This window comes from Pseudoclavibacter sp. Z016 (genome assembly GCF_002931215.1).
Taxonomy (GTDB): domain Bacteria; phylum Actinomycetota; class Actinomycetes; order Actinomycetales; family Microbacteriaceae; genus Pseudoclavibacter.
Window position 1 is genome coordinate 48,088 of the sequence record NZ_PSTU01000002.1, and the last position, 20,516, is coordinate 68,603.

The window sequence follows — 20,516 nt, forward strand, 5'->3', positions numbered from 1 at the left end:
ATGAAGGTGTCTGGGTCAGCGGCGGCGGGGCTGCCTCTGAGGTGGACGAGTGGGTGCTCAGCGGATGGCGATCGGGTTGACGGGCGAGCCGACGGCCCCCGTGATGGGCAGCGGCGGTGCGACGAGCAGGAACTCGTAGACGCCGTCGGCCTGGCACGCGGATGCGAGGGCTTCGAGGTCCCACATCTCGCCGATGGTGAGTCCCATGTTGGGGATGACCACCTGGTGGAGGGGCTGGAAGGCCTCGTCGAACTCGTTGGGGCGCACCTCGAAGCCCCACGTGTCGGTTGCGATGGCCGCGATCTCGGAGCGGTGCAGCCAGCCGGCCGTCGTGAACGACAGCCCGGCGCTCGGCCCGCCGGCGTAGCCGTTCCAGCCTTCGCGTTGCGCGCGGGCGTAGCGGCCCGTGCGCACGAGCACGATGTCGCCGCGGCCGACCGCCGCCGTGGCGCCCTGCGCGTGGATGCACGCTTCGAGGTCAGCGGTCGTGATCGCGTAGCCGTCCTCGAGCTCCCCGCTGTCACGTAGGTGCCTGCCGAGGTCGAGGAGCACGCCGCGGCTCACGATCTCGGCCGCGGTGTGCTCGATGCCCGTCACGAGGTCGCCCTCGCTCGTCACGACCTCGCCCGAGCGGCGGCCGTTCCACGCGTAGCCGTGGTCGAAGATGTGGCCGAGGCCGTCCCACTGGGTCGAGCACTGCAGCGGCATGGCGATGACGTCGTCGGCCCCGCCGAGACCGTGCGGGAACCCCTGGTTCGCGAGCTGCGCATCCGTGCCCGTGTCGAGCATCGTGTGCACGGGGTTCGTACGGCGCCGCCACCCCATCTGAGGGCCGTTCATGTCGAAGGGCTGCGAGAGCGAGAAGCTGCGGCCCGCGCGCACGAGCTTCGCCGCTTCGGCGCGCTTGGCGTCGTCGATGAAGTTGAGCGTGCCGATGCGGTCGTCGTCGCCCCAACGGCCCCAGTTGCGGTAGGCCTGCGCCGCGCGTGCGACTTCGGTGGTGGGGTCGGTGCGGTCGAGCTCGGCAGGGTTCGCGGTTGGAGCTCCCGTGACTTCAGGGGCTCCCCCAGCGTTGGCGGTGCCCCTGGTGTCGCCGGTGTCCGTGTTGTCGGCGGTGTCGGTGAGGGAGGTCACGAGGAGACCGCTTCTGCGCGCACCCGCGTCGTCTGCGTCCCGAGACCCTCGATGACGCTCACCATGACGTCGCCATCACGGAGGAGGCGGCCGTGCACGATGCCGTTGCCGGCCGGGCTGCCGGTGAGGAGCAGGTCTCCGGGGAGGAGCGGCATGGTCTCGGATGCGGCCGAGATGAGCGCGGGGATGTCGAAGAGGAGGTCGTCGCTGACGGCGTCCTGCATGGTGTCGCCGTTGAGCGTGAGCTTCAGCGTGAGCGAGTGCGGGTCGGTCACGAACTGCGCTGGCACGAGGAAGGGTCCCGTCGGGAGGAAGCCCGGCGCGTTCTTGCCTCGGTACCAATCCGTGCCGATCTCCTTCATGTCCTTCCGGAAGATGAGGTCGCGCGTCGAGATGTCGTTGACGATCGTGTACCCGGCGACGTGGCCGAGGGCATTTTCGCGGGAGACGCGGTGTGCACGCTTGCCGATGACCACGGCGAGCTCCAGCTCCCAGTCGTGCTGGTCGCTGTAGCCGGGCAGCTCGAGCTCGGCGTCGACACCGGCGACGGCCGTGGGGAGGCCGATGAAGAAGTACGGCTCGCCGTCCCTGGCGCGTGCATCCATCATCTCGGCCGCCCACTCGCGCAGCTCCTCGATGGGGCGCGGGTCGTTCTTCGCCCGGCCGGCAGCGACGAGGTCGATGACGTGCGTGCGGTAGTTGGCGCCCGTCTGCAGCACCTGGCGTGGCTCGACGGGCGCTTCGAGAGTGACGTCGTCGAGGGCGAGCCAGTCGGCGCCATCGCGTGCTGCTGCGAGCTGCGCGAGGCGGTCCCACGAGGCGGGCGCTTCAGCGAGGAAGTCGTTGAGGGAGTCTGCGCCGAGCTCCTCGCTGCTCAGCGGGCGGATGCGGCCAGCCGCGACGAGTCCGAGCTGCGGCTTCCCCTCCCCCACACTGAAGCGGGCAAGAGCGAAGTCGGCGGTCAGGCCTTCGGACGACGATGTCACGGTTGGTCTCCAATTCACGACGCTTCGGTGCGTTCGTGACATAAGTCAACCGTGTCCGGCGCCATCAGCCAAGCGGGGATCCGTTATCCAGGGCATCAGGGCTGGTGATGGGGCAGCTCACGCTCTCGATCCAGGGGCGAACGTCGACGATCCCCTCCGGCAACAGGGCTCTGGCGGATGCGAAACCGTCTGGCAGCTGGGTCACCAGAGCGTGTGCGTAGCGTTCGCCTCGGTCGGTCGTTCCCTCCCCGATCTTCAGAAGATGATCATCCGGCACCGAGTCGACGAGGGCTCGCGCGTCTTCGAGCTGCGCCTCATTCCACCGACTGGGGAAGACGACGACGGGGCCCGCCGGCCCCTGCGCCACAAGCGCCTCGACTCGCTCCGGCTCGGGTGAGGAGAGGACGTAGACCCGACCGTGCTCGGCCAGGGCTATGTGAGTCATGGCGAGCACAGACGGATGCTTCCCCAACGTGGCGGCGAATGCCTCGAAGTCTGGATGCTCCGTGTGTGTGGGCACGTAAGCCTCCCGGACCCGCTGTGCAAGGACTCGGAGGGAGGCCACGGCCGGATCGACGGCAGCGTTCTTATTCCAGCGGGAAACCAGCAGGGCTTCTCCGTCCCAAGAGCCCTCTACTTCCACACTCCCCTCAAAGAGGGACAGCCCGACCCTCGCCGCCTCGTCGAGCCGGAGCGGCAGGAGACGCTCATCCCAGACGAACACCTCCGATGGACGAAACGGAGTCAGATACGACGCTGCGCGCACCGGGTCGACCACGAGCCACCCACGCGCACGGAACCTGCCGCCAGTCGCCAGCCCTGCGGACGCGCTCATGTCAGCCATACCGATCCACGCTAGCTCGGGAATCCGCCCCGAACGCCGTCTCGCGTTGAACTTCGAAACAGGATTCGACGACTCGTCAATCTGTGACCTTAGACATCAGCCTGCGCTCGTCGATCAAGCGCCGCCGCACGAACACGTGCCGGATGCCCGATTGAGATGAGGATCTTTCGAGCCGGAGACTCCCCGGCCAGCAGGGGGCTGTCCCTATATCCCCAAATATTCCGGATGGAACCGACGAGCACGCTCACGGTCACCAGAATCGGAATCACCAACGGCACATCAAGACCCAAATTGTCGTAGAGGAACCCGAACGAGATATTGGCAGCAATGAAACCGACTGTCGAGAGTCGTTCTTCTACATTCACCATCAGACCAAGCCCAACGGCGGCAAGGAGTACGCCGATGTAGGCGGCGGCATTACTCGAGAGAAAATCGATCACCCTTGAGATTCCTTTCTGAAAGCTTCGACTCGAACCTCGTGAATTGGACCCGAACTGGCAACGAGGCTTCAGAATGGATGTAGGCGACGGAAACGCCACGAGCCCGGCCGTGACCACGCTCGCCGAGGCAGCCCACGACTGAAGCCACGTCCGCTACACGACTTGTGGGCACCTCGGGAACAAGAGCCGAGACGAGGGCACCTCCGACCCGTCGCGACAGGAATCCGCGAGGGGTGAAAGCCGTATTCCAATGCAACATTCTCCCTAATTTCGTCGCCGCCGCGGAACGCAGCGAAGAGCAACTTAGCAGACAAAATCACCTCAGAAACCTCCCGACTCAATTGAGGAACACGTCTGGCACAGCCGCAGCCGAACTCACGCAAGTCCTATATCCCCTATTTCGAGAGATTCTGACTTATTTCACGTGCGATTGGTGGGTAGAGGGTAGGGGGACGAGCCCGCACGGAATCGTGCACCACCTCGTCACCAGACGCCTCGCACTCGGACGCGCACGTCCGCTGACGCCTGGCAACCGAGCAGGTGCCCGAAGCTCGAGCCTCGAGCCCGCTAGGCAGGCAGGACCGGCGCGGCGAGCAGCGGCAGGGTCTCCGCCCGACTGCGCTCGACGTGTGCGAGCGCGAGCGCGGCCGCTCGTTCGACTTGGCCGCGCACGATCGCGTCGCAGAGGTCGCGATGCTCACGGTGGACGTCGTCGTCGTCGCGTTCGCTGGCGATGTGGAAGAGCCGCTTGACTCGCCCCTGCACGGGGAGGAGCAGGTCCCGAAGGAGACGACTGCCCGCGAGCGCGACGACGGCATCGTGGAAGTCAGAGGTGGCGTCGGCGATCCTCGACTCATCCGAGGAGTCGACGGCAGCGTCTGCGGCTGCAAGGGCCACCATGAGCCCCTCCCCCGACTCCCCGTCGGCGCATCGTGCGGCGGCGAGGCGCGCGGCGAGCACCTCGAGGGACGCGCGGACGTCGAACAGCTCGATCACGTCGGCGAGCTCCATGGGGGCCACCACGGCACCGCGACGCGGCAGCGTGCGAATGTACCCCTCGGCCTCGAGCCTGGGCAGCGCCTCTCGGATCGGGATGCGCGAGACGCCGAGGGCCTCGGCGACCTCGCGCTCACGCACCCGACTGCCCGTGGGGAATCGGCCGTCGATGATGCGATCGCGCACCCACTCGTACACCCGCTCGCCATGAGAGACCGAGGCCCCCGAGGGCTCCTCCGTCACGTTCGGACTCGTCATCGCCACGAACACCCCTCCTCGATCCACTGACTGGCTACGTTACGCACCCCACAGAGGCGGGGATGCTCGTGCATCCGCGGCCAGTCCGACGAGTACCACATCTTCACGTTTTTAGTATGCCAAAACTTAAAACAAGGCCCTCAGGATGCACGAAACGAATGGAAACAACTTCCCGTTCTCCAAGTTTTGGCATACCATCGCTCGTGTTCGGGTTCAGCCCGACATCGGTGCATCCCCCACGCAAAGGAGCCTGAGCATGACCGATACCGTCACACCAGTCGAGGAAGCGCGGCCGCGCACCCTCAAGCGCGCCCTCGGGCTGCCCGCCCTCATCGGGTACGGACTCGCCTCCATGGGCGTGCTCTCGGTCGTCTCCGTCTACGGCCCGGCCACCGAGCTCAGCGACGGGCACCTCCCCGCCGCGTACGTCGCGGCGATCATCATCATGCTGTTCACTGCCCACAGCTACGGACGCATGGCCGCGCACGTGCCGATCACGGGTGGCGCCTACGCCTACGTGACGCGCGGCTTCGGACCTGCGGTCGGCTTCGTCACCGGCTGGGTGATGCTGCTCGACTACCTGTTCCTGCCGATGGTGAACTTCCTGCTCTTCGGCCTGTACTTCAACAGCCTGTTCGCTGCGGTGCCGGCCTGGGTCGGCACGCTCGTGTGCATCCTGATCGTCGCCCTGTTCAGCATCATCGGCGTCAAGTGGTTCAAGCGCATGAACTTCGTCGTGATCATCGCGTCGGTGCTCGTGATCGTCGTCTTCCTCGTCCTGGCGGTGCTCAATGCCCCAGATCTGACCCTGGCGTCGGTGACGGGTCCGCTCTCGATCGGCGAAGGCGGGCTCGCGCCGATCCTCGCGGCGGCGGCGATCGTGGCGTTCGCCTTCCTCGGATTCGATGGGGTCTCGACGCTTGCCGAGGAGACGCACGACCCACGCCGCAAGGTGCCGAAGGGCATCGTGCTCGCGACGCTGTTCGCGGGCCTCGGCTACCTGGCCTTCTCGATCGCCGGCAGCCTCATCGCCCCCGACTGGACCCAGCTCGACAACCTCGACGCTGCCGGCACGGAGCTCATGCAGCAGGCGGGCGGTGACGTGCTGATGGTCGTGTTCGTGATCGTGAACACCGTCGGCATCGTGCTCTGCGGCACGGCGGCGCAGATGAGCGTGAGCCGGGTGCTGTTCGCGATGGGCCGTGACGGCATCCTGCCCCCGGTGCTCGCGAAGCTGCACCGACGCTTCCGCACCCCATACGTTGCCGCCATCGTCGTCTCCGTCATCGCCCTGGTCGCGCTCTTCGTCACGCTTGACCAGGCCGTCTACATGATCAACTTCGGCGCACTCGTGGCGTTTGCCATGGTGAATCTCGCCACCGCCAAGGTGCTCTTCTTCGACCTCCGCCTGCGCAGCGGATGGGGGATGCTGCGGCACCTCATCATGCCGATCATCGGGTTCGTCTCCGTCGCCTGGCTGTGGACCTCGCTGGCCCCGTTCACCTTCGTGCTGGGCACGGCGTGGCTCCTCATCGGCGTCATGGTGTACCTCGTTCGCCGCAAGCGCCGGGGTGGACCCCTTGCGCTCCGGCTCGACGGCTCATCGACGGAGGCCATGCCCACGATCCCCTACCAGCAGTGACCCGGCCGCCAGCAGGCCAGGGCAGTCCGGGAGCTCACGACCATCCCGGGGAAAGCAGCACCATGACCGATTCCACGCCCACGCAGACGCTGCGCACGCCCGGGCTCGTCGACGCGCACATCCATCCAGACAAGACCTCGTGGGGTCGGCCCTGGCAGTCGCGTCGAGGAGCGGCCACGCTCGCCGAGCTGATCGAGAACGACCGCGCGACGCAGACGGCCTCCGACACGAGCGTCGAGGAGCGCGCGTTCAGCCTGTTCTCGCAAGCGCTCGCGAACGGCACGTTCGGGATGCGCGCCCACGTCGACGTCTCCTCGGAGCTGGGCATCGGGAACGTGGAAGGGGTTCGTGCCGCGGCCGAGCGCCTCGCCGGCGACCTGACCGTGCAGATCGTCGCGTTCCCCCAGTTCGGGCTCCTCTCGAACCCGGGCACCCTGGAGGCGATGGCGGCATCGCTGCAGTCGGGCGCGGACCTCGTCGGGGGCATCGACCCCTCGGGGCTGGAAGGCGACCTGCACGGGCATCTCGACGCGATCTTCGGGCTCGCCGATCGCGCCGGACGCGAGCTGGACATCCACCTGCACGACGGCGGCGAGGAGGGCCTGGCGCAGATCCGGGAGATCGCGCGGCGCACGATCGCCGGCGGCCGGCAGGGCGGCGTGACCGTCGGCCACGCCTTCGCGCTCTGCGATCCCACACTCGCGTCGCTCGGCGAGACACTCGATCTCGTCGCCGAGGCGGGCCTCTGGATCGCGGTGTGCGCGCTCGGCCCCGACCCGGTGCCCGACCTCGACCGCTTCGAGGCCCACGGCGTGCGGGCGGTTGCCGGCTCCGATGGGGTTCGGGATGCGTGGAGCCCGTTCGGCACGGGCAGCATGGTCGACCGCGCCCACCTCCTCGCCTACCGAACCGGTGCGATGACCGACGGAGAGCTGGAGCGGGCGTTCCGCATCGCCTCCATCTCGGGCGGCGAGATGATGGGCCTCGCGAGCGTCTCGGAGTGGGACGAGCGCAGTGGCACCCGACTTGAGTTCGCTGCCGAGAATCTGGCTCAGCTCGTTGTCGACCGACCGGCTCCCCTTCGCGTCATCCGCGACGGCCGGGTCCTCCACGACGGCCAGGGGCTGCGGTGAACGCTCAGCACCGACAGGGCGTCGCGGCCGGCATCCTCGTCATCGCCGTCGGGCTGAGCGTCAGGTTCCCGATCACGAACACCTCCGCGCTGCTCGATGAGATCGGGACCGGCTACTCGCTCTCGCCGTCGGCGCTCGCCGTCCTCAGCTCGATTCCGGTGCTCCTCTTCGCGCTCGCCGCGCCCCTCGCCCCGCTGATCGTCGGCCGGCTCGGACTGCCCAGATCGATCGCGCTGCTCCTCGCGGTGCTCGCGGGCGCGACCCTGCTGCGACCACTCGGACCCGCGCCGCTGTTCGTGTCGACCGTCCTCATCGGCGCCTCCATCGCGATCCTCGGCATCCTCGCCCCGCAGATCATCCGGAGCGCGCTCGCCACGTGCGGCGGGTTCTGGACGGGCGTCTACACGGCATCGTTCGGCGTCAGCGCCGCGACCGGCGCAGCATTCTCGGTGCCGCTGTTCCACGCCCTGGGCGATGAGGTCGGGCCGGCGCTCGCAGCGTGGGGAGTCCCCCTCCTCATCGCTCTCGCGTTCGCCCTCGCCTTCGGTCGCCGCATCGAGACCCGCGGCGCTGGGCCACGGCCGGCGGCGGCTGGCGAGCGCCAGCCGATCCTGCGCGCTCGCGGGCTCTGGCCGGTGACGGGGTTCTTCGCCTGCCAGGCGCTCCTCTACTTCTCCATGACCGCGTGGCTCCCCACGATCGCGATGGACCGCGGGGCCACCCCCGCCGCGGCCGGACTGCTGCTCGCGTGGATGAGCGTCGCCGGGCTCCCGGCGGCCCTGTTCGCACCGATGCTCGCATCACGAGCCGTCTGGCGTACGCCGATGCTCGTCGTCACCGCACTGCTCGGCGCCGCGAGCCTGCTGGGCCTCGCGATCGCACCCCTCGCGGCGATGACCGTGGTCGTCGCGGTGCTCGGCGTCGCCTTGAGCTCGGCGTTCGGGATCTCCGTCGCGCTCATCGTGCTCACGGCACCGAGCGGCGCATCCACTGCCGCATTCTCGGCCGTGGTGCAGGGCATCGGCTACGGGGCCGCGGCGGCCGGCCCCCTGCTTTCCGGCCTGCTTGCCGGAGCGGGCACCGGCTGGCCGGTCATCATCGTCGGCCTCGCTGCCGTCGCGCTGCTCGAGCTCGGGTTCGGCGTCGCGAGCTCCCGGGCGTCCCTGGCCGTGCAGCGCACGGGCGAGCTGTCCGCCTCAACTGATCGCGCGGGCGATCGGGAGGCCGACGCCGTGCGAGGTGAGGCCGCCGTCGATCGCGAGCTCGGCGCCCGTCACGAATGAGGTCTCGGGCGAGAGCAGGCTCGCGATCACGTCGGCGACCTCGCCCGGCGATCCCGTCCGGCGGAGCGGTGTCAGCTCGACGTCATCGAAAGGTCCTCACCCCACTTCCTCGCCTACCGCGAGTGGTCACACATCAAGCAACGTCCCTGAGCAGTACAACTAGAACACGAAGCGTGCCCCCTGTTGATCGCGTCTCGTGGCATGGCACAAATGAATTGAACGTCGTCGCGCCCATTCTACGCGGCAGACTTGGAGCCATGGCATGTAGTCATGAAGGATCTAATCCCAGCAAGGACGGACATACCAATGCCACCGGTGCTCGCGTTTCGAAGCGCTCCTGAGTCCAGCGACCCTGTCCTGAAAATCCTCGGTGCGGACTGGTGGGATGCACTATCTGCTGTCGGGACTGTTAGTGCGGTAGCCGTTGCTCTTTTGCTGTCACTACTGGAGAGACACCGTGCTCGACGGGCAGAACGCGCGCTGGACGCTATGCGCGAAACGCAGGCGGAGCGGCTCGAGCAAAGCACAGCAGCGATGGTTTCGGCCTGGATCGAGATCAAGCCGACACCTGCGAGAGATGGACGTAGCTACGACCGCGTGGCGATCGCACACGTGCAGAACCAGAGCGACCGCCCAGTATTCAACCTCAACGCCTGCGTGGCGCTTAAGAATGCCGCAGATCGCTGGACTCCACTCGGCTCCATGTCGATACCAATGCCGATTCCAACTCTCGCAGCACGTTCAAGTCAGACTTGGGACCTGACGGGCCCCTTGAGAGCATGGTCCTATTCCCTAAATGACCTCGCCGGGCACCCCACTATTGGATTCTCATTCACAGACCTAAATGGAATTCGCTGGACTAGAGACTTCGATTCCAAACTCGACCGTCAGGGCAGCGCAGGAGATGCAGCACTGTACATGATTGATGACGATCATGCCCAAGAACAGCTGGGAGATCTCGGAGACCCGCTCAACCCGTTTGCGATCCTCATCACCTTTCGAGCAGCACTGTCGAGAGCGCCCGAGGAAGGTGGCCCAGACTTGAGCACAGCACGCCTTGCTCTTGACCCGGCAGCCGGTGGATGGAAGGCTATCCATGACACGCAACTATTGGAGTTGGCTACGTCTCTGTCTGGACTGGGCGTTGCCGCACACGTCCACTACCCAGCACCTCGTATCGCGTACATCAAGATGCTCTCGGACGAAGCCACTCACCTGAAAGTGACTTCCCCCGGGTATGTTGAAGTACCGATGACCATCGTCACTCTGAGATTCGCAAGCGAAGTCGGTTGGCGCATCTTCTCGATCGGACCACTCACGCCTGTGGACCGCATCGAGTTCCCTGAGGGCGACCTGCGGGGCATGGCCTAGAACATCCGATGCAGATCATGAAATATTCATTCGATCAAGTGCTGTGATTTGCAGACAGAAGAGGGCCCACTCGTAGCCCCTAAGACGAAGTCCAACAGACCTCAACCTGGAAAGCATGCATGAAAGATTCAAGAGTTCATACATCAGGGACCTGGATCAAGAGCATCCTGCTCGTTGCTGCCATGCTGAGTTTTCTGTGCGGCCTTGGTGCCTTCTTTGCTGCCGTTCATCTCCTCACTTCCACGGATCCCACAGGCGGCGAGCACTTACTCACGTTCGCCGCGACAGTCACTCCAGCGTCTCTCGCGGCCGGCGCAACAATCTTCGGAGTGCAGACCTGGGCGGATGGTCGTCGTGCTGCTCGCGACCTGAAAGCAAGGGAGACACTCGAGGAACTTGCAATCCTGTCCGTTAGGACCGTCAGGACACTCGATCTTGAGGGGGAGTTATCGTTACGAGCGAGGGTTGCCACGTGGGCATCCCCGAAACTACTCACCGCGATGGCGGAAAGGTCTACACTTGTCGATGCCATTGGCAGAGAGTTCCAGTCCCAGATACTCGCTGCACAAAGCGGCCAAGCCGAAGGCGCCGCAGTGACTATTACTCTCGGTCCAAGACTAAGTGATATCGGCCGGATGACAGCGGATCTCCTGTCCGTTGCGCGCGCGGACCTGGGCATAGAGCCGGCTTCGCCAGAACTCATCTACGAGGGACTCTGGTCGACTATAGATGGGCACACCTACGCCTCAAGTCGTGACCGCATGCAGGATGGACATTCATCAGCGGCAGAATCCTGAACTCTGCGCCCGCCCTGTCGGACGAATCTGAGAATCGTGCGGACAGTCGAGGCACCGGGGGCGGCCGGTTCTTGACCGCATTGCGGGGCGTGCTAGTAGTCCGGCCACAGACAGGTTCAATCTTCGGAAACTCCGCGTCTCACCTCCGTGAGGATAGATCCGGGTTCTTAGCCAGCGTTGGCGAGATCGCGACCCAAACCGAGGGTCGTCGTGCTCAGCTGATCGCGCGAGCGATCGGGAGGCCGACGCCGTGCGAGGTCAGGCCGCCGTCGATCGAGAGCTCGGCGCCCGTCACGAATGAGGTCTCGGGCGAGAGCAGGCTCGCGATGACGTCGGCGACCTCACCCGGCGATCCCGTCCGGCCGAGCGGTGTCAGCTCGACGTTGATGTCGCGGAACACCGCCGAGGCGCTCGCCGTCATTGGCGTCTCGATGTACCCGGGATGCACGATGTTCACGCGGATCCCCCGCGGCCCCAGCTCCATCGCCGCGGTCTTCGTGATGCCGCGCAGCGCCCATTTGCTCGCCGCATACGCCACCGCGTAGTGGGCCGTGACCGCCGCCGCGGAACCCACGTTGACGATGGATGCGCCGCTCGCCATGAGCGGGGCGAGCGCCTGGATTCCGAGCGCTGGGCCCGTCGCGTTGACCGCGAAGGCCACCTCGAAGTCCTCCGCGCTCGCTGCCTCGAGCCGGGCACGCCTCGTGATGCCGGCCGCGTTCACGAGACCCGCGAGCGCGCCGGTGGTCGCGGCGAGCTCGGCGAGCGACGCCCAGCCCTCCGGGTCGCGCACATCGAGGACAACGCGTCGCACGCCCGACGGCTGGGCGGCATCCGCGGGCCATGCCAGGTCGGCGGCGATGACCGGGACGTCGCCCTCGATGAGCCGCTCCACGACGGCCGCGCCGATGCCGGAAGCGGCCCCCGTCACGACGACGGCTGCGGCGAACGCACTGGTGGTCTCAGGCACGGGGCTCCTCTCGGCGTGCGGCTCTGCGCATCCACCTCAACTCAAGCAGGGAGCGCGGCAGGCGGACAGCGGCAATCGCTGATCCGGCCCATCCGCTCCCTGGATACGACGCCGACAGCGACAGCCACGCCGACAGCGACAGCGACGACGAGCGCGCTTTCGGGATGGGTTACACGCCTCGGGATGGGATGCAACCCATCCGCAAGCGCGAAACCCATCCCGAAACCGCAGGGGGCAGGCAGCGAGACGAAGGTGGGGCTGGGAAGACAGACGAGGAATCCATCCCGAAACGGACGCAGCCGGACAACGCGCCCCACCCCAGCTTCTCGAGGTGGGTTACACGCCTCGGGATGGGTTGTAACCCATCCGGAAGCGCGAAACCCATCCCGAAACGAAAGTGGGTGGGCAGCGCGGCCCCGCCGCACCGCGGCCCCGCGGCCCCGCCGCGCGCCCTACACGCGCTCGAAGACGGCGGCGAGGGCTTGGCCTCCGCCGATGCACATGGTCTCGAGGGCGAGGTTGGCGTCGAGGGCCGGCAGCTCGTTCGCGAGGGTCGCGAGCATGCGGATTCCGGTGGCGCCGATGGGGTGGCCGATGGAGATGCCGGAGCCGCGCGGGTTGAGGCGCGGGTCTTCGGCGTCGATGCCCCAGTCGGCGAGGCACGCGAGCACCTGCACGGCGAAGGCCTCGTTGAGCTCGATCACGTCGAGGTCTGCCAGGCCGATGCCTGCGCGCGAGAGCGCAAGGGAGGTCGCCGGCACTGGTGCGACGCCGAAGAGGCGCGGGTCGTTGCCCGCTACCGCCCACGAAACCAGCCGAACCGAAGGCGTGAGGCCGAGCGCAGCCGCCCGCTCTGGGGTCGTCACGATGCAGGCTGCGGCCGCGTCGTTCTGTCCGCTCGAGTTACCGGCCGTGACGGTGGATGCTGGGTCCTTCTTCCCGAGGATCGGCCGCAGGCGGGCGAGGGCCTCGAGCGACGAGTCGGCGCGCGGATGCTCGTCCCGCTCGACGAGCACGTCGCCCTTCCGGCCTGGCACGGTGACGGGCACGAGCTCGGCGTCGAACGCGCCGGATTCCTGCGCGGCGACGGCGCGCTGGTGCGACTGCAGGGCGAAGCGGTCCTGCGCCTCACGGCTGATGCCGTACTCGGAACGCAGCAGCTCGGCGCTGCCCACGTTGCCGTCGGGGCTCGGGTAGTTGACGCCGCCGACGGTCTCCCGGCCGCGGGCCAGGGCGTCGTGCAGCATGAGGCCGGCGGGCGGGGTGCCGCGGCGTCCCTGCTCCGTATAGAGGGGAGCGTTCGACATCGATTCGGCGCCGAGGGCGACGACCACGTCGGCGACTCCCGTCTGCACCTCCATCGCCGCGTTCATGACGGCCTGCAGTCCCGAGCCGCACCGGCGGTCGAGCTGGTACCCCGTCGTGGTGATGGGGAAGCCCGCATCCAGTGCCGCCACCCGCCCGAAGGCCGGCGACTCCATGGAGGGGTACCCCTGCGCGCCGATGACGGAGTCGACGGCGGTGACGTCGAGCCCGCTGCGCGCGACGAGCGCCTCGAGGACGGCGACGCCGAGCGCCCGCGCGTCGAGCGTCGCGAGCGATCCGCCGAGCCGCCCGACGGGCGTGCGGAGCGGTGAGCAGATGACGACCTCGCGGAGCTCGGTCATGCCGAGACCTCCTGCAGGGAATCGGCGACCGTGAAGGCGGCCCCGGTTGCGTCCCGAACCTCGTCGACCGTCACGCCGGGCGCGAGCTCGACGAGCACGAGCCCGGAGTCCGTCACGTCGAGGACGGCCAGGTCGGTGATGATGCGGTCGATGCAGCCCTTGCCGGTGAGGGGCAGGGTGCACTGCTCGACGATCTTCGGCGAGCCGTCCTTCGCGACGTGCTCCATGACGACGAGCACGTGCTCGGCGCCGTTGACGAGGTCCATGGCTCCGCCCATGCCCTTGACCATCTTGCCGGGCACGGCCCAGTTGGCGATGTCGCCCTGTGCGGAGACCTGCATGGCGCCGAGGACGGCGTTGGTGACGCGGCCGCCGCGGATCATGCCGAAGCTCGCAGCCGAGTCGAAGAAGGACGCGCCGGGCAGCACGGTGACGGTCTCCTTGCCGGCGTTGATGAGCTTCGGGTCTGCCTCACCCTCCCACGGGTACGGGCCGACGCCGAGGATGCCGTTCTCCGAGTGCAGCACCACCTCGATGCCGTCGTCGATGTAGTTCGGGATGAGCGTCGGCAGCCCGATGCCGAGGTTCACGTACGAGCCGTCCTTGAGCTCCTTGGCGGCGCGGGCGGCCATCTCGTTCCTGGTCAGCGGCATCAGGCGTGTCCCCTCGAGTCGGTGGATGCGGTCGTTGCGGCGGTTTCGCGCGGCCGGACGGTGGTCTTCTCGATGGGCAGCTCACCGGACTGCTCCGGCGTGAGCACCACGACCCGGTCGACGTAGATGCCGGGCAGGTGGATCTCGTCGGGGTCGAGCTCGCCTGGCTCGACGAGTCGGTCGACCTCGGCGATCGTGATGCGCCCGGCCATACCGGCGAGGGGGTTGAAGTTGCGGGTCGACTTCTCGAAGCGCAGGTTGCCGTGGCGGTCGCCGACGGCGGCGCGCACGAGCCCGAAGTCGGTGCTGATGGCGGTCTCGAGCACGTACTCCTTCGCGGCCCCGAACACGTCGAAGGGGCGCTGCTCCTTGGGGTCGCTCACGAGGCCGACGGTGCCGTCGGGGTTGTAGCGGATGGGCATCCCACCCTCGGAGACCATGGTGCCGGCCCCGGTCGCCGTGTAGAAGGCGGGGACCCCGACGCCGCCAGCGCGCAGGCGCTCGGCGAGGGTGCCCTGCGGGGTGAGCTCGACCTCGATCTCGCCGGACAGGTACTGGCGCGCGAACTCCTTGTTCTCGCCGATGTAGCTCGCGATGACGCGGCGGATGCGCCCTTCGGAGAGCAGCTCGCCGAGGCCCCAGCCGTCGACGCCGCAGTTGTTGGAGACGACCTCGAGGCCGTCGACGCCGAGCGCCTGGATGGCGCGGATGAGGGTGATGGGCACGCCGGAGAGGCCGAATCCTCCGACCGCGAGCGATGCGCCCGCCGGGATGTCGGCGACGGCGTCGGCCGCCGAGGCGTAGGTCTTATCCACGTTCTGCTCCTTCGTTGGGGCTGGATTCTGGGGTCTCTGCGGCGTCTGCGGTGCTAGCGGCGTCGAGGTCCGCGAAGACCTCCTTGGCGATGCCGAGGGCTGCGTTGGCGGTAGGCAGCCCGGCGTAGAGCGCGGTGTGCAGGATGACTTCGGCGATCTCGGCGCGCGTGAGGCCGTTGGTGAGGGCGGCGCGCACGTGCATCCGGATCTCTGCCTCGTGCGATCCGGTGACGAGGCTCGCGAGCGTCGCGATGGACCGCTCGCGGCGGCACAGCTCGTCGCGCGCCCAGATCTCGCCCCACGCGTAGCGGGTGATGAAGTCCTGGAACGGCGCGGTCTCTGCGGTCGTTCCGGCGACGGCGCGGTCGACGTGCGCGTCGCCGAGCACCTCGCGGCGCACGCGCATGCCCTGCTCGTGCGCGCTCGTCGCGCCGGGCTGCGCCGGCGAGGCGGATGCGCGCAGGTGCGTCGTGAGGAGGCGGGCCGCGGCGTCCGGGTCTTCGAGCGCGGCCAGGTGGGCGGTGCCGGCGATGGTGGAGTGGTAGCCGTTCGGGATGCGCTCGGTGAGCGTCTGCATGGCTTCCGGTGTCGTGACGGCGTCGTGTTCGCCGCTCACGACGAGCACGGGTGCGCGCAGCGAGCCGAGCGATGCGGTGCGGTCGAAGGCGGCGAGCGCCTCGTTGCAGCGGGCGTAGGACTCGTCGTCGATGTCGATGAGCGTCGAGAGGGATCGCGCGGCGGGAGAGAGCGGGTGCTGTTCGAGGAAGCCGGGCGCGAACCAACGTTGGGCGCTGCCCGTGACGAGCGACGCGGTTCCGGATGCGCGCACCGCGGCGGCCCGCTGCTCCCATCCCTCGGTGGTGCCGATCTTCGAGTCGGTGCAGAAGAGCGCGAGGCTCTTGACGCGCTCGGGGTGCGCGAGGGCCAGCTCGAGGGCGATGGCGCCGCCGAGGGAGAGCCCCGCGAGGTGGAATGCGCCGCCGCCGGCTTCCTCGACGACCCCGAGGACCGCATCCGCGAGCTCGGCGATCGTGAACGGCTCGGTAACGGCGGGGCTGGAGCCGTGGCCGGGGAGGTCGACGCGCAGGATGCGGAGCGTGCTGCCGGGTGTCGAGGCGCGCAGAGCTTCGACGGTGCCGTCCCAGAGCGCCATGGTGGTGCCGAGCGATGGGAGCAGCACCAGCAGCTCGTTCTGGGCTGCGGGCTGCGTGCCGGGGGCGAAGGCGCCCCTGAGCCGTGGGATCGTCATGCCGTCTCCTCGCTGTTCGTGCTGTCGTCCGCGTGGCTGTGGCTGTCGCTGTCGCTGTCCACGTCGCTGTCCACGTCGCTGTCCGTATCCCGCTCCTGGCTGGCGTCCTGGTAGAGGAACCGGCTGATGGCGGCGTTCACGACGCGGTTCGCGGCCTGCAGCGTGACCTGGTCGGCGCCCGCGACGGCGGAGTCGGCGAGGTGGTGCCGCGCCGTCTCGCGCTCGACGGTGACGCGGTCGAGGGATGCGGCGAGGCGCCGGGCAGACACGCTGGCGAGCTCGAGGAGGCGGCGCAGCGCATCCCATTCGGCGTGCCATTCGCCAGCCGGTCGTTCGTCCTGGGAGATGGCGGCGGAGGCGACGGTCGCGAGGAGGCCGGGCGCCTGGAGGGCGTTCGAGACGACCACGATGGGGGCGACGGGGTTCTGCTTGTGGGGCATCGCCGAGGAGGTGCCGCCGCCGGCGAGCGACAGTTCGCCGACGCGTTCGCCGGAGGAGGTGACGAGGTCACGTCCGATGCGCCCGAGGGCGACGCACACTGCCGTGGCCGCGCTCGCGACGGCGAGCACCGGGGTGCGCTCGGCGTGCCAGGAGCGGCGGGGGTCGTCGAGGCCGAGGCCCGCCGCGAGGTGCGCCCGCAGGATGCTCGTGGTCTGCGCGCCGGACCCGAGCCGGTCGGCTGCCTCGCCGGTGCCGACGGCGCCGCCGAACTGCACGGGGTAGTCGAGGGCGTCGATGGCCGCGATGGCGGAGGTGACGCCGTCGAGCCAGCCCGCAAACTGCACGCCGAGTGTGCTCGCGGCGGCCTGCCGGCCGAGCGTGTAGGCGACGCGGGGTGAGCGGCGTTCGGCGTCGGCGAGGCCCTGGAGGCGGGTGCCGGTCGCGGCGAGGTCGGCGCGCACGGCGGCGAGTGCGTCGCGTGCGTGCAGCATGCTGGCGGAGTCGACGATGTCCTGGCTCGTCGCACCCGCGTGCAGGCGCGGGGCCTCGACGCCGGCGGTGGCGAGCGAGGCGCGCAGCTGGCGCACGAGCTCCGGAACCATCACGCCGTCCGACTCGAGGCCGTCGCGCAGCGCGTCGGCATCGAGGTCGGCGGTCTCGACGGCACGTGCGGATGCGGTGGCGTCCTTCGTCTCGAGCGCCGCCCACGCGAGCAGCAGCTCGGCCTCGACGCGGAGCATGCCGCGCACGAGCGAGCCCTGCTCGTCCCCACCTTCCCGACGCACGGTCACAGCTCCTGGCCGAAGTCGAAGAAGACCGTCTCGCCGTCGCCCTGGAGGCGGATGTCGAAGCGGTAGCTGCCGGGCGCATCCGGTGTCGCGATGAGGGTGGCGCGGCGCTCGGGGGCCAGTCCGGCGAGCACGGTGTCTGTCTCGTTCTCGGCGGGCTGGTCGCCGAAATAGGCGCGCGTGAAGAGGTGGTGGAGGAGGCCCCGCGCGAAGATCGTGACGAGCAGATAGGGGGCGGCTCCCGCATCCCGTCGCCCTGGCTTGATGGTCGTGAACGAGTAGTGGCCGTCGCGGTCGGCCGGTGCGCGGCCGAAGCCCGTGAACGTGGAGCCGTCGCGTTCGAGGCTGCCGCGCTGCGCGACCGGCTGACCGTCGGCGTCGAGCCCCCACAGCTCGAGAATGGCATCCGGAACCGTCTCGCCTGCCCCGTCGGTGACGGTGCCGTGGAGGCGGATCGCGTCTGGCCGCCAGGGGGCGGCGATCTCGCCGCCGCGCTCGTAGGGCAGGGCGTAGCCGTAGAAGGGGCCGACGGTCTGCGACGGCGTCTGGCCGAGCGGTGCCGCCTCGGTGGTGGTGGGTTCAGGCATGGTCGGTGTCCTCCGGTTCCATCCACGTGGACTTCGAGCCGGTGAGCACGATGTCCCACTTGTAGCCGATCGCCCACTCGTGCTCGCTGACGTCGTGGTCGTAGTTCGCGACGAGTCTTGCGCGTGCGGCTGGGTCGACGATGGACTGGTAGATGGGGTCGAGCGCGAAGAGCGGGTCGCCGGGGAAGTACATCTGCGTGATGAGGCGCTGCGTGAACTGCGTGCCGAACAGCGAGAAGTGGATGTGCGCGGGGCGCCACGCGTTGCGGTGGTTCTTCCACGGGTACGCGCCGGGCTTGATGGTGGTGAGCCGGTACTCGCCGTCGTCGCCCGTGATGATGCGGCCGACGCCCGTGAAGTTCGGGTCGAGCGGGGCGGGGTGCTGGTCGCGCTTGTGCACGTAGCGTCCGGCGGCGTTGGCCTGCCAGATCTCGACGAGCTGGCCGCGCACGGGGCGGCCTTCGCCGTCGAGGATGCGGCCGGAGACGATGATGCGCTCGCCGATGGGTTCGCCGTTGTGCTGGATCGTGAGGTCGGATTCCTCGGCGGCAACGTCGGTGTGCCCGAACGCGGGAGAGACGAGTTCGATCTCCTCGGGGTCGGCGCGCACGAGCTCGTGTGTGGGGTGGCGCAGCGCGACGGATCGGTAGGGCGCGAAGTCGCGCAGCGGGTGGCTGCGGGTGTCGTCGGCGTGCGCGGTGTGCATGTCGGCGATCTGCTGCGAGATGTGCGTCTGGGTGACCAGCGAGTCGACGGGGCCGTCGAGCTGCTCCGGCTGTTCCTGCGGGGCGCTCATCGTGCATCCACGAACGGTAGGCCGGCGTACTGCTCGGCGAGGCTGACCTGGGCGGCGTGCGAGGAGGTGACGTAGCGGATCTGCCCGAGCTGGCGTTGGAAGTCGAAGGCGCTCTGCTCGGCGGATCCGTCGGCGGGGTGCACGTGGAGCATGTCGGTCATCCATTGCGAGAAGTGCTGCACCTTCCACTGCCGGTCGAGCGCTTTGTCGCTGTACTGCTCGAGGCCCGTGTCGTCGCCCGCGTAGTGGGCTTGGAGGGCTTCGGCGAGGAGGGCGACGTCGGCGATGGCCGAGTTGAGGCCCTTCGCGCCGGTCGGGGGCACGATGTGGCCGGCGTCGCCGACGAGGTAGAGGCGGCCGTAATTGAGTGTGGAGACGACGAAGCTGCGCATGGGCAGGATCGACTTCTCGGTGATGGGGCCTTCGGTGAGGGTCCAGCCTTCGGTGCCGAGGCGCGTCTGGAGGGCTTCCCAGATGCGCTCGTCGCTCCAGTTGGCGATGTCGTCGTCGGGGCTCACCTGCAGGTAGAGGCGCGAGACCGTGGTCGAGCGCATGGAGTGCATGGCGAAGCCGTCGCGGTGGAGCGCGTAGATGAGGTCGTCGGTGGAGGGGGCCACGTCGGCGAGGATACCGAGCCACGCGAAGTCGTAGACGCGCTCGGCGACCTCGAGGGTGCCCTCGGGGAAAGCCTGGCGGCAGACGCCGTGGTAGCCGTCGGCGCCGACGATGTAGTCGCAGTCGAGGGTGATGCGCTCGCCGTTCGGGGCCGTGTAGGCGACGGATGCGCGCTCCCCGTCGATCTGCGTTCCGTCGGCCTGCGTTGATTCGAACTGTGTCGATTCGATCTGCGTCGGCTGAACGTCGGTGGCTTCGAAGACGAGCTGCGAGCCGAGCCGCTCGTGTTCGGCGACGAGGTGGTGGACGAGCGCCTGCTGGCCGTAGACGGTGACGGTGCGGCCGGTCAGCTCGGCGAAGTCGATGTGGTGGCGCTCGCCCTCATGCTGCAGGTAGATGCCATGGTGGGTGAGGCCGTTGGCCTTGAGGTCGGCGTCAAGACCGTACTTGCCGAGGAGGTCGACGGAGTCCTGTTCGAGGACGCCAGCGCGGATGCGCCCGAGCACGTAGTCCTTGTCGCGCGCCTCGAGGATGCGGTAGTCGATCCCCGCCTGGCCGAGGATGTGGCCGAGCAGGAGGCCAGCGGGCCCCGCTCCGATGATCGCCACCTGCGTGGACTGGCGGACGCCCGTCGCGGTGCTCTCGCCCGCCTCGGCGCTCTGGCCGTGGCTCTCGTCGCTCGTCATCGAACGCCTCTCGTCGTTGGGAAGGATGAGACGAGTGTGCGGGGCGCGCGGATGCGGTGGGCGGGGGTTTCCGCTGAGTGGAAGGATTTGAGAAGCTACCGGGCACCGAGGACGGCGGGAATGAAGCGCCGCTCGTGACAGGTCAGCGCTGTCGCAAAACCGACGGCGGATACACGTCTCCGCGGAGGGAGTTGTGACACATGGTTTTGAGAGTCGTGTGTCACGGACCCACGCGAAAGCCGCGCCGGGGGGCCACTGCGAGGTGAGACGTCTTGGAACCCTAGGGTTTTGAGTCGGTTCCGTGGTCGGCCGGAGTCGAGGACTCAACGGCGATAGCGTGGTCCCATGCTGCGGATACGAGCTTT

The 20,516-nt window shown here is 68.4% G+C and carries 19 protein-coding genes; 5 read left to right on the forward strand and 14 right to left on the reverse strand.

Annotated elements, in window-relative coordinates:
* Nucleotides 1-57: 57 nt before the first annotated feature.
* The 5 genes from C5B99_RS00385 to C5B99_RS00405 form a co-directional block, all read right to left on the reverse strand.
* Nucleotides 58-1,134 (reverse strand): cyclase family protein, encoded by a 1,077-nt coding sequence (locus C5B99_RS00385; protein WP_104239799.1) that lies wholly within the window; start codon nt 1,132-1,134, stop codon nt 58-60.
* The gene (locus C5B99_RS00390; RefSeq protein WP_258062980.1) at nt 1,131-2,120 is read right to left on the reverse strand and encodes a fumarylacetoacetate hydrolase family protein; all 990 of its coding nucleotides are present in this window, start codon (nt 2,118-2,120) and stop codon (nt 1,131-1,133) included. The genes C5B99_RS00385 and C5B99_RS00390 overlap by 4 nt, the downstream gene beginning before the upstream one ends.
* A gap of 64 nt (nt 2,121-2,184) precedes the next feature.
* The gene (locus C5B99_RS00395; protein WP_104239801.1) at nt 2,185-2,964 is read right to left on the reverse strand and encodes a hypothetical protein; all 780 of its coding nucleotides are present in this window, start codon (nt 2,962-2,964) and stop codon (nt 2,185-2,187) included.
* 89 nt (nt 2,965-3,053) lie between these two features.
* Nucleotides 3,054-3,404, reverse strand: coding sequence for a hypothetical protein (locus C5B99_RS00400; protein WP_104239802.1), 351 nt, complete (start codon nt 3,402-3,404; stop codon nt 3,054-3,056).
* A 567-nt stretch (nt 3,405-3,971) separates the two neighbouring features.
* Nucleotides 3,972-4,658 carry a GntR family transcriptional regulator gene (locus C5B99_RS00405; RefSeq protein WP_104239952.1) on the reverse strand — a complete coding sequence of 229 codons (687 nt, stop codon included), beginning with the start codon at nt 4,656-4,658 and terminating at the stop codon, nt 3,972-3,974.
* Nucleotides 4,659-4,914: 256 nt separating this feature from the next.
* On the opposite strand from C5B99_RS00405, the gene C5B99_RS00410 reads away from it, so the two are divergent.
* The 5 genes from C5B99_RS00410 (at nt 4,915) to C5B99_RS18930 (ending at nt 10,884) form a co-directional block, all read left to right on the forward strand.
* Entirely contained in the window at nt 4,915-6,300 is a 1,386-nt protein-coding gene (locus C5B99_RS00410; protein ID WP_104239803.1) for an APC family permease, read from the forward strand.
* A 62-nt stretch (nt 6,301-6,362) separates the two neighbouring features.
* Nucleotides 6,363-7,433, forward strand: coding sequence for an amidohydrolase family protein (locus tag C5B99_RS00415; RefSeq protein ID WP_104239804.1), 1,071 nt, complete (start codon nt 6,363-6,365; stop codon nt 7,431-7,433).
* A complete protein-coding gene (locus C5B99_RS19750; protein ID WP_308471569.1) occupies nt 7,430-8,716 on the forward strand; it encodes an MFS transporter in 1,287 nt (428 codons plus the stop codon). Before C5B99_RS00415 ends, C5B99_RS19750 begins: the two co-directional genes overlap by 4 nt.
* 306 nt (nt 8,717-9,022) lie before the next feature.
* Nucleotides 9,023-10,087 (forward strand): hypothetical protein, encoded by a 1,065-nt coding sequence (locus C5B99_RS18925; protein ID WP_146081904.1) that lies wholly within the window; start codon nt 9,023-9,025, stop codon nt 10,085-10,087.
* A 119-nt stretch (nt 10,088-10,206) separates the two neighbouring features.
* Entirely contained in the window at nt 10,207-10,884 is a 678-nt protein-coding gene (locus tag C5B99_RS18930) for a hypothetical protein (protein ID WP_146081905.1), read from the forward strand.
* Nucleotides 10,885-11,098: 214 nt separating this feature from the next.
* Here C5B99_RS18930 and C5B99_RS00425 read toward each other — a convergent pair whose 3' ends face one another.
* The 9 genes from C5B99_RS00425 to C5B99_RS00465 form a co-directional block, all read right to left on the reverse strand.
* Nucleotides 11,099-11,854: an SDR family oxidoreductase gene (locus C5B99_RS00425; protein WP_219819510.1), complete on the reverse strand. Its 756-nt coding sequence runs from the start codon at nt 11,852-11,854 to the stop codon at nt 11,099-11,101.
* A gap of 452 nt (nt 11,855-12,306) precedes the next feature.
* Nucleotides 12,307-13,521 carry an acetyl-CoA C-acetyltransferase gene (locus C5B99_RS00430; protein WP_104239806.1) on the reverse strand — a complete coding sequence of 405 codons (1,215 nt, stop codon included), beginning with the start codon at nt 13,519-13,521 and terminating at the stop codon, nt 12,307-12,309.
* Nucleotides 13,518-14,174 carry a CoA transferase subunit B gene (locus tag C5B99_RS00435; protein ID WP_104239807.1) on the reverse strand — a complete coding sequence of 219 codons (657 nt, stop codon included), beginning with the start codon at nt 14,172-14,174 and terminating at the stop codon, nt 13,518-13,520. The genes C5B99_RS00430 and C5B99_RS00435 overlap by 4 nt, the downstream gene beginning before the upstream one ends.
* Nucleotides 14,174-14,989, reverse strand: coding sequence for a CoA transferase subunit A (locus C5B99_RS00440; RefSeq protein WP_104239808.1), 816 nt, complete (start codon nt 14,987-14,989; stop codon nt 14,174-14,176). The genes C5B99_RS00435 and C5B99_RS00440 overlap by 1 nt, the downstream gene beginning before the upstream one ends.
* Nucleotides 14,982-16,238 (reverse strand): 4-carboxymuconolactone decarboxylase, encoded by a 1,257-nt coding sequence (gene pcaC, locus C5B99_RS19755; RefSeq protein WP_104239809.1) that lies wholly within the window; start codon nt 16,236-16,238, stop codon nt 14,982-14,984. The genes C5B99_RS00440 and pcaC overlap by 8 nt, the downstream gene beginning before the upstream one ends.
* Nucleotides 16,235-17,464 (reverse strand): lyase family protein, encoded by a 1,230-nt coding sequence (locus C5B99_RS00450; protein ID WP_219819591.1) that lies wholly within the window; start codon nt 17,462-17,464, stop codon nt 16,235-16,237. Before C5B99_RS00450 ends, pcaC begins: the two co-directional genes overlap by 4 nt.
* Nucleotides 17,465-17,466: 2 nt before the next feature.
* Nucleotides 17,467-18,054, reverse strand: a complete 588-nt coding sequence (gene pcaG / locus C5B99_RS00455) for a protocatechuate 3,4-dioxygenase subunit alpha (protein ID WP_104239811.1) — start codon at nt 18,052-18,054, stop codon at nt 17,467-17,469.
* Nucleotides 18,047-18,850: a protocatechuate 3,4-dioxygenase subunit beta gene (gene pcaH / locus C5B99_RS00460; protein ID WP_104239812.1), complete on the reverse strand. Its 804-nt coding sequence runs from the start codon at nt 18,848-18,850 to the stop codon at nt 18,047-18,049. The genes pcaG and pcaH overlap by 8 nt, the downstream gene beginning before the upstream one ends.
* The gene (locus C5B99_RS00465; protein ID WP_104239813.1) at nt 18,847-20,151 is read right to left on the reverse strand and encodes a 4-hydroxybenzoate 3-monooxygenase; all 1,305 of its coding nucleotides are present in this window, start codon (nt 20,149-20,151) and stop codon (nt 18,847-18,849) included. Before C5B99_RS00465 ends, pcaH begins: the two co-directional genes overlap by 4 nt.
* Nucleotides 20,152-20,516 lie beyond the last annotated feature (365 nt).